General features: G+C 37.6%; 15 protein-coding genes. 2 read left to right on the forward strand and 13 right to left on the reverse strand.

All coding sequences use genetic code 11. The features are described 5' to 3' along the window. Positions 1 to 44 precede the first annotated feature (44 nt). Positions 45 to 992 (forward strand): hypothetical protein, encoded by a 948-nt coding sequence (locus H6607_10065; GenBank protein ID MCB9262707.1) that lies wholly within the window; start codon positions 45 to 47, stop codon positions 990 to 992. 15 nt (positions 993 to 1007) lie between these two features. On the opposite strand, the gene mazG is transcribed toward H6607_10065, so the two are convergent. The 4 genes from mazG to H6607_10085 are packed head-to-tail and all read right to left on the reverse strand — an operon-like array spanning position 1008 to position 3775. Then, on the reverse strand, positions 1008 to 1760 hold the full coding sequence (gene mazG, locus H6607_10070; protein ID MCB9262708.1) for a nucleoside triphosphate pyrophosphohydrolase: 753 nt from the start codon (positions 1758 to 1760) through the stop codon (positions 1008 to 1010). Between the two features lie 11 nt (positions 1761 to 1771). Then, positions 1772 to 2482 (reverse strand): response regulator transcription factor, encoded by a 711-nt coding sequence (locus tag H6607_10075; protein MCB9262709.1) that lies wholly within the window; start codon positions 2480 to 2482, stop codon positions 1772 to 1774. A gap of 10 nt (positions 2483 to 2492) precedes the next feature. Continuing rightward, a complete protein-coding gene (locus H6607_10080; protein ID MCB9262710.1) occupies positions 2493 to 3542 on the reverse strand; it encodes a histidine kinase in 1050 nt (349 codons plus the stop codon). An 8-nt stretch (positions 3543 to 3550) separates the two neighbouring features. Continuing rightward, positions 3551 to 3775 carry a hypothetical protein gene (locus H6607_10085; protein MCB9262711.1) on the reverse strand — a complete coding sequence of 75 codons (225 nt, stop codon included), beginning with the start codon at positions 3773 to 3775 and terminating at the stop codon, positions 3551 to 3553. 275 nt (positions 3776 to 4050) lie between these two features. Between H6607_10085 and H6607_10090 the strand changes: the two genes are divergently transcribed. After that, positions 4051 to 4242, forward strand: a complete 192-nt coding sequence (locus tag H6607_10090; protein ID MCB9262712.1) for a membrane or secreted protein — start codon at positions 4051 to 4053, stop codon at positions 4240 to 4242. 4 nt (positions 4243 to 4246) lie between these two features. Here H6607_10090 and pepT read toward each other — a convergent pair whose 3' ends face one another. The 9 genes from pepT to nqrE form a co-directional block, all read right to left on the reverse strand. Beyond that, entirely contained in the window at positions 4247 to 5494 is a 1248-nt protein-coding gene (gene pepT, locus H6607_10095) for a peptidase T (GenBank protein MCB9262713.1), read from the reverse strand. Positions 5495 to 5877: 383 nt separating this feature from the next. Next, positions 5878 to 6987 (reverse strand): TlpA family protein disulfide reductase, encoded by a 1110-nt coding sequence (locus H6607_10100; protein ID MCB9262714.1) that lies wholly within the window; start codon positions 6985 to 6987, stop codon positions 5878 to 5880. A 22-nt stretch (positions 6988 to 7009) separates the two neighbouring features. After that, positions 7010 to 7525: a hypothetical protein gene (locus tag H6607_10105; protein ID MCB9262715.1), complete on the reverse strand. Its 516-nt coding sequence runs from the start codon at positions 7523 to 7525 to the stop codon at positions 7010 to 7012. A gap of 139 nt (positions 7526 to 7664) precedes the next feature. Beyond that, complete coding sequence (locus tag H6607_10110; GenBank protein MCB9262716.1) at positions 7665 to 8636, reverse strand: FAD:protein FMN transferase; 972 nt, start codon at positions 8634 to 8636, stop codon at positions 7665 to 7667. Between the two features lie 26 nt (positions 8637 to 8662). Then, positions 8663 to 9592 carry a hypothetical protein gene (locus tag H6607_10115; GenBank protein MCB9262717.1) on the reverse strand — a complete coding sequence of 310 codons (930 nt, stop codon included), beginning with the start codon at positions 9590 to 9592 and terminating at the stop codon, positions 8663 to 8665. Positions 9593 to 9666: 74 nt separating this feature from the next. After that, positions 9667 to 10143, reverse strand: coding sequence for a hypothetical protein (locus tag H6607_10120; GenBank protein MCB9262718.1), 477 nt, complete (start codon positions 10141 to 10143; stop codon positions 9667 to 9669). Positions 10144 to 10245: 102 nt separating this feature from the next. Further along, positions 10246 to 10845: a Uma2 family endonuclease gene (locus H6607_10125; protein ID MCB9262719.1), complete on the reverse strand. Its 600-nt coding sequence runs from the start codon at positions 10843 to 10845 to the stop codon at positions 10246 to 10248. A gap of 111 nt (positions 10846 to 10956) precedes the next feature. Further along, positions 10957 to 12285 carry an NADH:ubiquinone reductase (Na(+)-transporting) subunit F gene (locus H6607_10130; protein ID MCB9262720.1) on the reverse strand — a complete coding sequence of 443 codons (1329 nt, stop codon included), beginning with the start codon at positions 12283 to 12285 and terminating at the stop codon, positions 10957 to 10959. Positions 12286 to 12287: 2 nt separating this feature from the next. Then, positions 12288 to 12914: an NADH:ubiquinone reductase (Na(+)-transporting) subunit E gene (gene nqrE / locus H6607_10135; GenBank protein MCB9262721.1), complete on the reverse strand. Its 627-nt coding sequence runs from the start codon at positions 12912 to 12914 to the stop codon at positions 12288 to 12290. Positions 12915 to 12931: the final 17 nt, after the last annotated feature.

Below are 12931 nucleotides of genomic sequence, written 5' to 3' on the forward strand. Positions count from 1 at the left end.
TGTTTTTAGCATATTCATTATCATTGCACTACAAAATTCTATTTATGTCAGAAATCGAAAACGAAAACTACAATTTTTCTACAGAAAACGAAGATAGAAAGAGATCGCCATTATTGTTGATTTTACTGATTCTATCACTTCTTGCCAATGCTTATTTGGCATACAATTATTATAAAAGCAACTTCAAAAACGGTGTTAGCTTAAAAGAGGAAAATAAACGCCTTTTGGAAGTTATAGAAAAAACGAGTTTTTCAAAAGACTCTTTGCAGGAAGAATATGACAAACTTCTGCTTGAGTATGACATATTAAAACAAAATGCTGAAAACAACAATATTACTATGTCTGAAAAAGACAAGGAGATTGACCAATTAAAACTAAGAGTTCGACAACTTTTATCGCAGTCTAACGGCGACCCACGTGCTTTGTTAAAACTTCGTGAGGAAAATGAAAAGTTGAAAAAAGAATTGGTAGAATATCAGGTAAAACTTGACCAAACAATAGCGGACAGCGGAAAAGAAATAGAATTAGCAAAAGAGCAAAACAAAGCTCTTGAGGAGCAAAAGAATAATGCCGAAAAGACAAATCGTGAACTTGAGGATAAAATTTCTCAAGCCACTTTTAAGATATCTGATTTAAAAGCGGTGCCACAACAACAGCGTAAGAAAGGTTTAGAGCCTACCACCAAAAGTTCTAAAGTAGATCAGATTGAAGTAAGTTTTACCATTCTCGAATCGCCATTAATTAAGGAAGGAGAAAAAGAGCTTTTGCTTCGTATTGTTGGAACAAAAGGAGAAGTGCTTGGTGCAGATAATAGCGTTTTGGCCGATTCGGATGGTTTGTTTACTGAGAAATTAAATTTCAACTACGATGGAACTTCTCAAAAATTCAAAATGAAATACAAACAAGATGAAGCCTTTAAGGCTGGAAATCATGTTGCTGAAATTTGGAGCGATGGAAAAATGATTATCCGCACGGCTTTCAATTTGGAATAAAATCTTAGAATTTTCCTATTTGGCTTTTTGCCAAACCTCCTCCATCTGTTCCAAAGTCATTTGCTTTAGTTGCAAGTTGTTGTGCTTTGCGTAATTTTCGATGGCTTCAAATCGGTGCTTAAATTTTTTATTGGTTGACTCTAATGCATCATCCGGATTGATATTTTGCCAACGGGCATAGTTTACCAAACTAAAAAGTAAGTCTCCAAATTCGTCACTTTTTTCGTTGGCGGTGGCTTGCTTAAATTCGTTTAACTCCTCCTCCACTTTGTCCCAAACCAGATTTTTATTTGGCCAGTCAAAACCAACTTGGGCTGCTTTTTCCTGCATTCGAAGAGCCTTCACCAAACTGGGCATTGAGTTGGGCACACCATCAAGAACAGATTTTTCTCCCTTGCTTTCCTTTTGTTTTATCTGTTCCCAATTTTGTTTAACAGTTGCTGCATCATAGGCCACCACATTGCCATAAATATGCGGATGCCGGCGAATCAATTTCTCGCAGATGCCGTTCAACACAGTGGTTATATCAAATTCATTCGTTTCGGAAGCAATTTTTGAATAAAAAACAATGTGCAAGGCCAAATCGCCAAGTTCTTTGGCAATTTCATTCATATCATTTTTTAGAATGGCATCCGATAATTCGTAGGTTTCTTCAATAGTCAAGTGCCGTATGCTGGCTATGGTTTGTTCCTTGTCCCACGGACATTTAGCCCGCAAATCATCCATAATATCCAGCAATCGCTTAAAAGCAATCAGTCGTTCATCCATATCTCCAATTCTTACAACACTCTGTTATCTTTCATTAAATCCATAAACTGATCTTTGTAGTTTTTGCCAATAGGCAATTTGGTATGATTTATTTCCACCTCTGTTGTATTATACGATTCAATATGTTTCAGCCCAACAATATAGGATCTGTGAATTCTACAAAATTTATCCTCCGGAAGCTTTTTCTCCATTCTCTTCATCGTTTGAAGGGTAACAATTCGTTTTTCAGGGATAAATATTTTCACATAATCAGCAAAGGCCTCTATGTACAAAATGTCGTCATAACTCACTTTTATTAGTTTTTGATTGGCTTTTACAAAAATATGGTCATCCTCTAACTCCGTGCTATCCACTTCATCACTGTGTTTTAGTTTAAAGTATTCATTTGCTTTGGCAATCGCTTTGTCAAATCGTTCTTTCGAGATGGGTTTTAACAAATAATCAATGGCATTTAGTTCAAAACCCTCAATGGCATATTCTGCATAGGCGGTGGTAAAAACCACAAGTGGCGGGTTTTCAAGCGATTTTAGGAAATCAATTCCGGTAATTTCGGGCATTTGAATATCTAAAAACATCAAATCAATCTTTTGGCTTTTTAAAATTTCGGAAGCCTGAATAGCATTATTGCAGCTCCCAATCAACTCCAAATCAACCGATTGTGATATGTGACTTTTTATAACATCTATGGCCAGCGGCTCATCATCTACTATCAAACATTTCATTTTGCTCATATCAATTTAACATTAAATCTAAGTTTACGCAATATTCTTTTCCATCGTCTTCCATTATCAGTTTATGTTTATTTGGATAGAGCAATTCTAATCTTTTTTTTATGTTATCAAGGCCAATTCCCCCAGATTTTCCGTTCAAACGTTGCTCTTTTTCTTCGGGTTTGCTGTTGCGTATGTTAAAATTGAGCAGATTATCTGTTATGTTCATTTCAATTCTTACAAAACCGCCATCTGCCTTTTGGTTGATGCCATGCTTAAAACTATTCTCCAAAAAAGTTAGGAACATCATGGGAGCAATTTGTTTTCCGCCTGTATTACCATTTATAACAAATTCCAAATTAAGCCTTTCGCCATTTCTAGCCTTTTCCAACTCTAAATAACTTTTCAAATAACTAATCTCCTTTTCTAAAGAAACCCACTTCTCACTACCTTCGTAAAGCACATATCGTAAAATTTCTGACAAACGAAGTACCAATTCAGGAGCTCTATCCGATTTTTGAAGTGTAAGAGCATACAAACTGTTTAAACTATTGAACAAAAAGTGTGGATTTATTTGAGTTTTCAAATATTTCAACTCTGTTTCCATGTTAATTCTTTCGAGGTTTTCAGTTAATCGTTCGCGTTCATACCATTGCTTTACCATTTTTAATGACATGGTAATGGCCAAGGTATAAATTATACTGGTAGCACTGGCTATAAAAATCCGTATCTCCCATGGGTCCTTTAAATCTCCTTGATGAGTTACAACGTCTGCCGAATACAGGGCAAGTATCCAAACCACCGAAGCAAGCAAAACAGTAAGCAAAAGGCTGATTACATAGCTTAAATATAACTTTTGCCTAAATAACTGATTAAAAAGGAAATATATATTGAAATAAACAGTAAGTGCGTGAACGGAAATGGTTACAAAAGCATTTACAATTGCCTTGGGTGTAGAAATTCTGGAATCGTAAAATAGAACCCAAAATATAAAATAGACCACCCAAAATGCCACATGATGAAGGTTGTATTGAGTAAATTTCCGATAGGCTACAGAATTGGCAACCTGCATATAACCCCTTAGTTTTGTGGATCGAAAGTAAAATATTCGAGAATAGATGCCCCCCAGCCCAATACTTGCCAGCCAGACTCAGTTGTATTTTCAACCTGAGTAGAAACATCGGGTGAAGAAGATTTTTTTAGAAACTTCGAAGCCACCCCAAACGCAAACAAATTGGCCAAAAGCAACAAAGAGATAATTACAATTGAAGTTTTTTGTCGAGCGTTTACTATTATTCGTTTCATATTTTTCAAATTTTATCACGTCAGAAGTATTATCTACAACATTCGTGCTGTTTGAAAGTTTGTACGAAGTTAATCGAAAAAAGTTACAACGAAAAAGTTTTGGATAAAACCCCCCATTTGGGGGATGAATGTTCGTTTGCTTGCGTTAATTCGTGTTTCTTTAGATATTGAATGAAAACCCCAAACCTCAAACCCCAAACCCCAAACCTCAAACCCTAAACCTTAAACCTTAAACAATTACATATTACCTTTGTTGCTTTATAAAAAGCACGACAATGGCAAAACTCATGTTAATATTCGGAATTTTGGCAATAGCTATTTTAGGCATGGCCGTACGCCTATTATTGGTAAAAAACGGAGAAATGCGTTCGGGCTGTGCCGGTAAAAACCCCATGCTGAACAAAGAAGGCGTTACTTGCAGCACCTGTGGTGCCAAACCCGGCGAGGTTTGCAAAAGCGAGAACTAATTTTTTAGGCCTTTTCTTCGTAAATCTGAACCAACTCCACCAGCGTTTTCATTGCCGCTTCCATATCCTGAACGCTCACATATTCATGTTTGCTGTGAATACCCATTTCGCCCGTAAAAATATTGGGGCATGGCAAACCCATAAACGAAAGTCGTGACCCATCAGTGCCACCTCTTACCAAATCTTGCCGTGGCTCCACTCCTGCCCGTTGCATTGCCTCAACTGCGTTTGCCTCAATGTGCGGGTGTTTATTAAGCACTTCTCGCATATTTCGGTACTGCTCTTTTACCACAAATTCATATTTGGCACCGCGATATTTTGCCATTGTCTGCTCAGCCAAACCGACGAGTACTTGTTGATGTTTCTCCAAATTTGCTGTGGTAAAATCCCGAATTAAAAAATCAACCGAAGAGGTTTCTAAATCACCTTTTATACCCGTTGGGTGCACAAAACCTTGATTGCCAGAAGTGTTTTCCGGACAAAGATTTTCGGTAGGCAAAAGACTCATAAAGTGAGCCAAAACTTTCATACTGTTTACCATTTTGCCTTTGGCGTAGCCCGGATGCGAACTTATTCCTCTAAAGGTAACGGTCATGGCATTGGCCGAAAAAGTATCACCTTCCAGCGAGCCACGCTCGCCACCATCGAGTGTATAACCCACATCGGCATTGAGTTTTTTCATATCCAATTTCTCCACACCACGCCCCACTTCTTCATCAGGAGTAAACAAAATTCGTATGTTGCCGTGTATAATTTCCGGATGTTGTGTCAGATAGTTTGCCAGCTCCATAATAATGGCTACTCCAGCTTTATCGTCCGCACCCAGCAACGTTTTGCCCGAAGCAGTTATAATATCGTCTCCAATTCTCTCTTTTAAATAAGGGTGGTTTTGCGTGCTAATAATTTGTGATGTATCATCCGGAAGCACCATATCATTACCATCAAAATTATTGTGCAAAATGGGATTTACATCCTTTCCACTGCAATCGGGGGCAGTATCAACATGCGAACAAAAACATACCGTTTCAATATTATTTTTAGACGAATTGCCGGGAATGGTAGCAAAAACATAGCCGTGTTCATCAAGTTGTGCATCGACAAGTCCAATGTATTTTAGCTCTTCCACCAACAATTTGGATAAATTTTTCTGTTTATCTGTTGATGGAAATGACGTGCTAAATGGGTCGCTTTGCGTATCTATTTGCACATATCGCATAAAGCGTTCTGCAATATTTTTTGCTGTGTCTGTCATATTAAACGTTTTGAATGGCGAAAATTAAAACGAACTATGGGATTGACCAAAAATGATTTGCGAAGAACATACTTTTTGACTTCCACAGCATTTTTCATGATTTGTTTCTTTAAAAAATTCAAAAAATTAAATACTCCCAATAGCTCACTTCGAATGATATAACATTCATATTAGCTCATTTTTAGCCTATTTGAATGACATTTCATACATTTCTTTTTCTAACCTCAAAATAAACAACCAGAAGCATTATCGCTACCAAAACTGATAAAGCCAAAGGCCTATGAATTGGCTTAATTTCTATTAAAACCCCAACCATGGTGCCAATCAAAAGAACGATGTACAAATAAAAACGCGGGCTAAATTTTTTCATATTACTCTACTAACTACCTTATCAAACCATATTCCTTCAGCATTTGGCGGATTTCCTTGTCTGAAAAAGTTCCACCATAACCTACCTGTTGCTTCACTTCATTAAAATCCGCATCCAAAAGTATTAATGTCGGAAATGAGTCTATGTGATGGAATGGTTTCATCTTTTTTGCATTCATCTGCAACACATGATATCCTTTCCGTTCCAAATATCTATTTATATGCTCTTGGTCGTCATACGGATTTACCCCGATTATTATCAACTTGGAAGTATCTATTTCCTGATGCAGTTGATTCATAAAAGGCATCATTTGCAGGCATGGATGACAGCTAAGATACCAATAATCAAATAGGATAAATTTACCCGAAAAATTGGTAAGTATGCTGTCATTGAGCAAAAAAACGGTGTCGTGTTTGTTGTAGGTAAGCGAATCTTTTCGGTTGTCTATCGGGGGATAAGGAGGCCTTGGTGTTTCGCCATAGTGCAAACGTTGATTTAAGCTATCAAAACAATTGTGTTTAAAATAGTTAAAGTTGTATATCCACGAAGAATCAGGTCTTTCCGGATTATCATTGACTACTTCATATCTAAAAATTCGGTGGCTTTTAGTAAAATAGAAAGTGTGTACATTACCCCATTTTTTATCTATTCGTGCAATGGCAAAAGTGTCCTTATTGTTGTAAACCAGCATCGGTTTGGAGTATTCTTTTTTTGAAAAACTTCCCCTTTTTTCGGTTGGAATTTTTGTTAACAACCAATAAAGGCCATTGGGATTTGATTTGTCAAATTCGAAAGGAGTTGTTGGTTCAAATCTGTTGGTGGTATCGCCATTTTTATTCACAATAAAAACAGAATCGGCCTTGAAGATTTTAAACGAATAAATATCTGCTCCTAAAAAAAGATATGGATGATTTTTCTGGTAAAACAAAAAACTTCCTGACGATTCAGTCTTCTCGTCAGTAAATCGGTTCACAAACTCATATTGAATATACATCGTTGAATCATCGTAGTCTGAGAGGCTTGTATTTGCCTTTTTTACTTCTTCAAATAGTTTTTTGGCCGACTGACCATGGGTTAAAATTGCTCCAATCAAGCAAATAAATAATGTAGTTATTTTTCTCATTATGAAGGCTTTAAAACATTTTTCAAAATTTGCCCAGATTTAATTTGATGTGCCTAACATTTTTTTGACAAGTATCCGAAAAAGATTCTACGGACTGTAATGTCCAAACCGCAGGTGTACCCAAATATTTTGCCCAAAAAGTAACCACATACAAATCGACATTATCGGCTTCCATAATCTCTTTTTGAAATTTTTGCGGCTCATTTACCATTTTGCCCAAGTCCTGAAGTGTCAAGGTAGAGTCCACATCAAAAGGGTATCTTCCTCCAATTTGACAATTTTTTATAAAGTCATCAACAAATCCATAACAAATCGACCAATTGTAATCCGTTTTGCCCAACGAATCAAAAGATCGTAACTGTATGGGGCGAAAAACGCCGGTATCATGGAGGAAAAGGGGATATTCGGCCATTGCAAATTGTTGCATGAAAGAATCTGACAAACTGAACATATAGTTTGTATCAATTCCATGCTTCAACAAATACCTTTTCTGCCCAATTAGGCTTTGATTTTTGGGCTGAGCAGTGTGGTATTTCATTTTCATGTACAGCGAACATGAACTAAAAATTGTAAATAAAAGAATTGTTAAAAAGTTGACCGTTTTTATCATGACTTAATAAATGATTTCAACAAAAATAATCCTTTCAATTATTTTTTGTGATTCCTAAGGTTTTTTTTCAATCCACAAAAACACCTTCCAGCTTGCCATTTTTTTCGATTATAAAATAGGCCGAGAGTTCGTTGTTTTGTTCGATGAGTTGTTTTGATTTTTCGTAGCCCAACACCATACAAGCTGTGGCATAGGCATCGGCCACTGCACAACTTTTATGCACTACTGTTGCACTTTTTAGGTCAGAAATAACCGGTTTTCCGGTTCTGGGGTCGATGGTATGACCAATTAAAACACTATCTACAAAATAAAAATTCTGATAATTGCCGCTTGTGGCCATGGCATTGGTTTCAAGCCCGATTACCTCAAAATAATCAGTGGCCGAAGCCCCAACTAACGGACGGTTTACTCCGATTTGCCAAACTTGCTGCTGTTGGTTTTTTCCTTTGGTTCGCACCTCTCCTCCCACTTCTACCATATAGTTTTCAACCCCTTCGTTTTCGAGGTATTCTGCCAATATATCCACAAAAAAACCTTTGGCAATGGCATTAAAATTAAGTGTTGTCAAGGTATCTATTTTTGACGGAAAGCCGCTTTCATCAATATAAATTTTAGCCATACCACAATGCAGCAATATGTTTTTGGTTTTTACAGTATCCATCAAAACACCTTGCTTTTTGCATTGGTTATAATATTCGAACAAACTGGCCGCCGCCGGGTCGAAAGCTCCATTGGTTTGTTGCCAAATTAGTTTTGATTGTTGCACCATTCTGCCAAACAGTATCATGTCATTTTTGGCAAATTTCAAATCTTCGGGATTGTTCCAAATTTCGTTTGAATTGGTGTTGAAAGCGGTAATCATAGAATTGGTTTGATAGGTAGATAGAGCGTGGTTAAATCCAGTCAAAATGGAATCTACAGCCCGCTCCAATCCTTCTATTTTATCGGAATAAACAATGTGGTATGTTGTACCCAGAGCATTGCCTTCTATTTTAGCGTATGTAATTTTTTGCTTGGTACAACCTATTACCAAACCCAAAAATAGAACAGGAAAAAGAAACCGTGTTACTTGCAACTTGGAGATAAAATTTCAGCGGCTTTACAACAATCAGCTTTGTCGTTAACGCATACTTTAACGAAATCGTAGTCCTTTCCACTTTTCTTAAAATTGTTGATGATGATAGGCAAATCGGCTATTTTATAATAGCCAATATTTACCCCATTTCTTACATACACATCAAAATAAGCGTTACCCGGATTTTTGGTTTTAAAATCAATTTTTAGTTTGTAGGTGGAGTCGGAGGTGCAGCCCTCGTTGGACAAAACCAAGTCATAAATTTCGCAAGTTTCGCAGGTTGGAGGCTTAAATTCGATGGCTTTGCAACAATCGGCATTGTCGTTTATACAAACCTTGATAAAGTCGTAATCGTAACCGCTTCGCTTAAAATTTTCAATAACCAACGGCAACGTGGTAAGTTTGTAGTAGCCAATGTTTACACCATTTCTCACCTTCAAATCAAATGAACTATGGGTTGGATTTTTTGTTTTAAAATTTACCGTAAGTTTATATGTGCTATCTGAAGTACAAGCTCCAACATCCGCCACGAGGTCATAAATTTCGCATGGGTCGGTGCTTGTGTCGCAGCTTGGTGGGGCAAACTCAATGGCTTTGCAGCAATCGCCACCTTTCATGCAAACTTTTATATAGTCATTACTCAACCCAGAACGTTTGAAATTTGGAATGGTAACCGGCAACACATTTTTGTGATACGTACCCATTTTTACAGAATTTCGGATGTACATATCAAAACTATCTCCTGTTGCATTTACAGGTTTAAAATTAATGGTTAAACTGTAGGTGCTGTCGGAGGTGCAACTATCTACGCTCACCGTTAAATCATCAATTTCACAATTGGCGGCAGGTTTTGTTTCGTCGTTGCATCCGACGTAAATAACAGAAGCAACAACAAGCAGAATAAAGACTATTCGTTTCATGTTGCGAAATTAAACAAAAAACTCCGCCTTAAAATTCGGCGGAGTTGGAAATAAATTTTTGTAAGACTTTATGTTTATTTGATGGTATATCCGATGGAAAAACCGGGATAAAAATCAGAATCCCCGAAACCATCACCGTCAACACTAATTAGTGTAACATAGTATCTCATAATCAGACCATTCTGCCTAAGATTTTGATATCTAAACCCAATATCACCGGACAAATTAATACGATTTTCTGGTCTTATTGCTCCATTGAAACCAAGCTCAAAATGTGTAGTTCTATTTTTGGAGAAAAGCAATCTCCAACTACTTGAAACCTGAGGTTTTCGACCCCAGCTAAAAGAATTGTACATTGTTCCACCAAAACCATAGGAAAAAGAAATTTTATCCTGCTGCTTATAAACTCGGTCGAATTGTACACCCAAATGCCGATAATTACTTCCAAAATCAATCGAAACAGTAGTTGGTTTTTCAATTTCATTTTGTGCTAATAGGTTTCCGCTGATTAAAATGCAGAATGCGAGTAAATAATGTTTTTTCTTGTTCATATTTTGTGTGTTTAATTAATTGTGGGACAACTATTCGATTTTCCCATTATGAGTTTTCGGCCTGTCAAAGGTCTTTGGTCTTGCATCTCTATGAATACTTATTTACTCCACTCCCTCAAAAATATCTTCCAATGCCACTTTAAGTTCAGTAAAAATGCGGCTTTCGGCTGTTTCGCTTATCGAATATATTTTTGAGCCAATAAATATTTCATCTCTTAATGTATAGATAATTACCGTTTTATCCCATGGGTTTACAATCCAGTATTCAGGAAGTTGCACTTCTTGGTACAAATTGAATTTAGTGGTTAAGTCATGCTCTGTATTGCCCGGGGAAAGTATTTCAACAATCAAATCAGGCACGCCGTTGCAGCCGGCATCATCCAACTTCGTTTGGTCGCAAACGATGCACAAATCGGGCTGCACCACTGTATTTGGTCTAGTTTTGTTGGGTATGGGCAGCCTAACATCGAATGGAGCTACATACATTTTGCACGGTATTCCTTTAAATGATTTGGCTACTCTTATAGTAAGATTCATGGATGTTTCCTGATGCCAACGATTTGGTGCCGGTGCCATTTTATAAATAGCTCCTTTAATGAGTTCTACCCGCTCTTTAAACCTAAATTTTAAGTAGTCTAAATAGGTGTACGACTCGCTTAGGTCTAACTTTCCATATTCGTATATAGGTTCTTCTACTTTCATGATTGAGCAAATGTAGTAAATGTTTGGTTGTGAATGTTGACCGGAAAAATTCAAACAAAAAAAAGTCCGGCAATTCTGCCGGACTTTTTAAATTTATTCGAAGTAATAAAATTATCCTCCAAAATCGTCGAAGCTCACGTTTTCTGGCGGAACACCCCAATCATCGCACATTTTTATAACCGCTTGATTCATCATTGGTGGTCCACAGAAATAAAATTCTATATCTTCTGGTGCATCGTGTTTGCTCAAATATTGGTCAATCACAGCTTGGTGCACAAATCCTGTAAATCCATCTCCAACCGAATCGTTTACATCGGTTTTGGGCTTCCAATTATCTTCCGGTAACGGTTCAGATAAGACCACAAAAAACTTAAAGTTCGGGAAGTCTTTTTCTATTTGACGGAAATGATCGAGGTAGAATAACTCTCGTCGAGAACGACCACCATACCAGTAGGTTACCTTTCTACCTGTTTTAACGGTATGAAACAAATGGAACAAATGCGAACGCATCGGTGCCATGCCTGCACCACCGCCCACATAAATCATTTCGGCACCCGTTTCCTTAATAAAGAACTCTCCGTAGGGGCCGGAAATAGTTACTTTGTCGCCGGGTTTTCTACTAAATACATAGCTCGAACAAATTCCAGGATTTACGTCCATCCATTTATTGTTTTTTCTATCCCACGGCGGAGTTGCAATACGAATATTTAGCATAATAATATTGCCCTCTGCTGGGTGATTGGCCATAGAATACGCCCTGAAAATAGGTTCTTCATTTACCATTTTCAAATTCCACAAACCATATTTATCCCACTCTGATTTAAAATCCATTGGGTCTCTGCCCTCTGCCACCAACTCTGGGTGTGCTGTAATGTCAATGGTTTTAAAGTCAACCGTAACGGGTGGAACGTCTATTTGAATATACCCTCCGGCCTCAAAATGCAATGTTTCGCCGGGAGGCAATTGAACCACAAATTCTTTAATAAATGAAGCCACATTGTAATTACGAATAACCTCGCAATCCCATTTTTTAATACCAAATACCTCTTCAGGTATATGCACTTTCATGTCCTCTTTTACCTTTACCTGACAGGCCAATCTCCAATGGTCTTTTTGATCCTTGCGTTTAATATGTCCTGTTTCGGTAGGCAAAATATCGCCTCCACCTTCCATCACCTGGCACTTGCACATGGCACATGTGCCACCACCGCCGCAAGCTGATGGAAGAAATAAGTTTTGCCCTTGAAGTGCAGATAGAAGCGTACCTCCGGCAGCTACTTCTGCCTCACGTTCTCCGTTAATTAATATCTTTACATTACCCTGTTTTACCAACCTTTTTGCGGCTACCAAAAGCATGGTAACCAACAGTATAATTACGATGGTAAACACAACAGCCGAAAGGCTGATAATGGATGAATTGCTAACTGCTAATAAAATCATGTCTATTGTCCAAATGGAAGTTTAAACCCTGAAAAACTCATAAAGCCGAAAGCCATGAGACCAACTATAATAAAGGTAATACCCAAACCTCTTAATGGTTTTGGTACATCAGAATAAGCCATTTTCTCGCGTATGGCAGCCAAAGTAACTACGGCCAAAAACCAACCTACTCCCGAACCTATTCCAAAAACAGTGGCTTCGGCAAATTCATAATCTCGTGTTGGCAAGAACAACGCAGCTCCTAAAATGGAGCAGTTTACAGCTATCAATGGCAAGAAAATACCTAAAGAGTTGTACAAAGAAGGTGAGAATTTCTCAACGGCCATCTCTGTAAGCTGAACAAATGCGGCAACAATGGCAATGAACACGATAAATTTCAACACCTCTAAATCAACACCTGCCAACTCAGGACTCAACCACTTTAAAGCCCCTTCTTTTATGAGATAAGTGTATGCCAACCAGTTTAATGGCACGGTGATACCTAACACGAAAATTACCGCCATACCCAATCCTGCGGCTGTTTTATATTTTTTGGAAACCGCCAAGTAGGAACACATTCCCAAGAAATAGGCGAAAATCATGTTGTCGATGAATATCGACTTGATGAATATATGTAATAAATTTTCCATTTGTCTTTTTCTTTTTT

It is taken from the genome of Flavobacteriales bacterium, assembly GCA_020635395.1.
GTDB lineage: Bacteria > Bacteroidota > Bacteroidia > NS11-12g > UBA9320 > UBA987.

What these genes read in the sequence shown, in the direction of transcription:
- H6607_10100 (MCB9262714.1), bottom strand. Translation starts at nt 6,987, where the DNA reads ATGAGAAAAATAACTACATTATTTATTTGCTTGATTGGAGCAATTTTA.
- H6607_10080 (MCB9262710.1), bottom strand. Translation starts at nt 3,542, where the DNA reads ATGCAGGTTGCCAATTCTGTAGCCTATCGGAAATTTACTCAATACAAC.
- H6607_10125 (MCB9262719.1), bottom strand. Translation starts at nt 10,845, where the DNA reads ATGAAAGTAGAAGAACCTATATACGAATATGGAAAGTTAGACCTAAGC.
- H6607_10075 (MCB9262709.1), bottom strand. Translation starts at nt 2,482, where the DNA reads ATGAAATGTTTGATAGTAGATGATGAGCCGCTGGCCATAGATGTTATA.
- nqrE (MCB9262721.1), bottom strand. Translation starts at nt 12,914, where the DNA reads ATGGAAAATTTATTACATATATTCATCAAGTCGATATTCATCGACAAC.
- H6607_10130 (MCB9262720.1), bottom strand. Translation starts at nt 12,285, where the DNA reads ATGATTTTATTAGCAGTTAGCAATTCATCCATTATCAGCCTTTCGGCT.
- mazG (MCB9262708.1), bottom strand. Translation starts at nt 1,760, where the DNA reads ATGGATGAACGACTGATTGCTTTTAAGCGATTGCTGGATATTATGGAT.
- H6607_10105 (MCB9262715.1), bottom strand. Translation starts at nt 7,525, where the DNA reads ATGAAATACCACACTGCTCAGCCCAAAAATCAAAGCCTAATTGGGCAG.
- pepT (MCB9262713.1), bottom strand. Translation starts at nt 5,494, where the DNA reads ATGACAGACACAGCAAAAAATATTGCAGAACGCTTTATGCGATATGTG.
- H6607_10115 (MCB9262717.1), bottom strand. Translation starts at nt 9,592, where the DNA reads ATGAAACGAATAGTCTTTATTCTGCTTGTTGTTGCTTCTGTTATTTAC.
- H6607_10090 (MCB9262712.1), top strand. Translation starts at nt 4,051, where the DNA reads ATGGCAAAACTCATGTTAATATTCGGAATTTTGGCAATAGCTATTTTA.
- H6607_10065 (MCB9262707.1), top strand. Translation starts at nt 45, where the DNA reads ATGTCAGAAATCGAAAACGAAAACTACAATTTTTCTACAGAAAACGAA.
- H6607_10085 (MCB9262711.1), bottom strand. Translation starts at nt 3,775, where the DNA reads ATGAAACGAATAATAGTAAACGCTCGACAAAAAACTTCAATTGTAATT.
- H6607_10120 (MCB9262718.1), bottom strand. Translation starts at nt 10,143, where the DNA reads ATGAACAAGAAAAAACATTATTTACTCGCATTCTGCATTTTAATCAGC.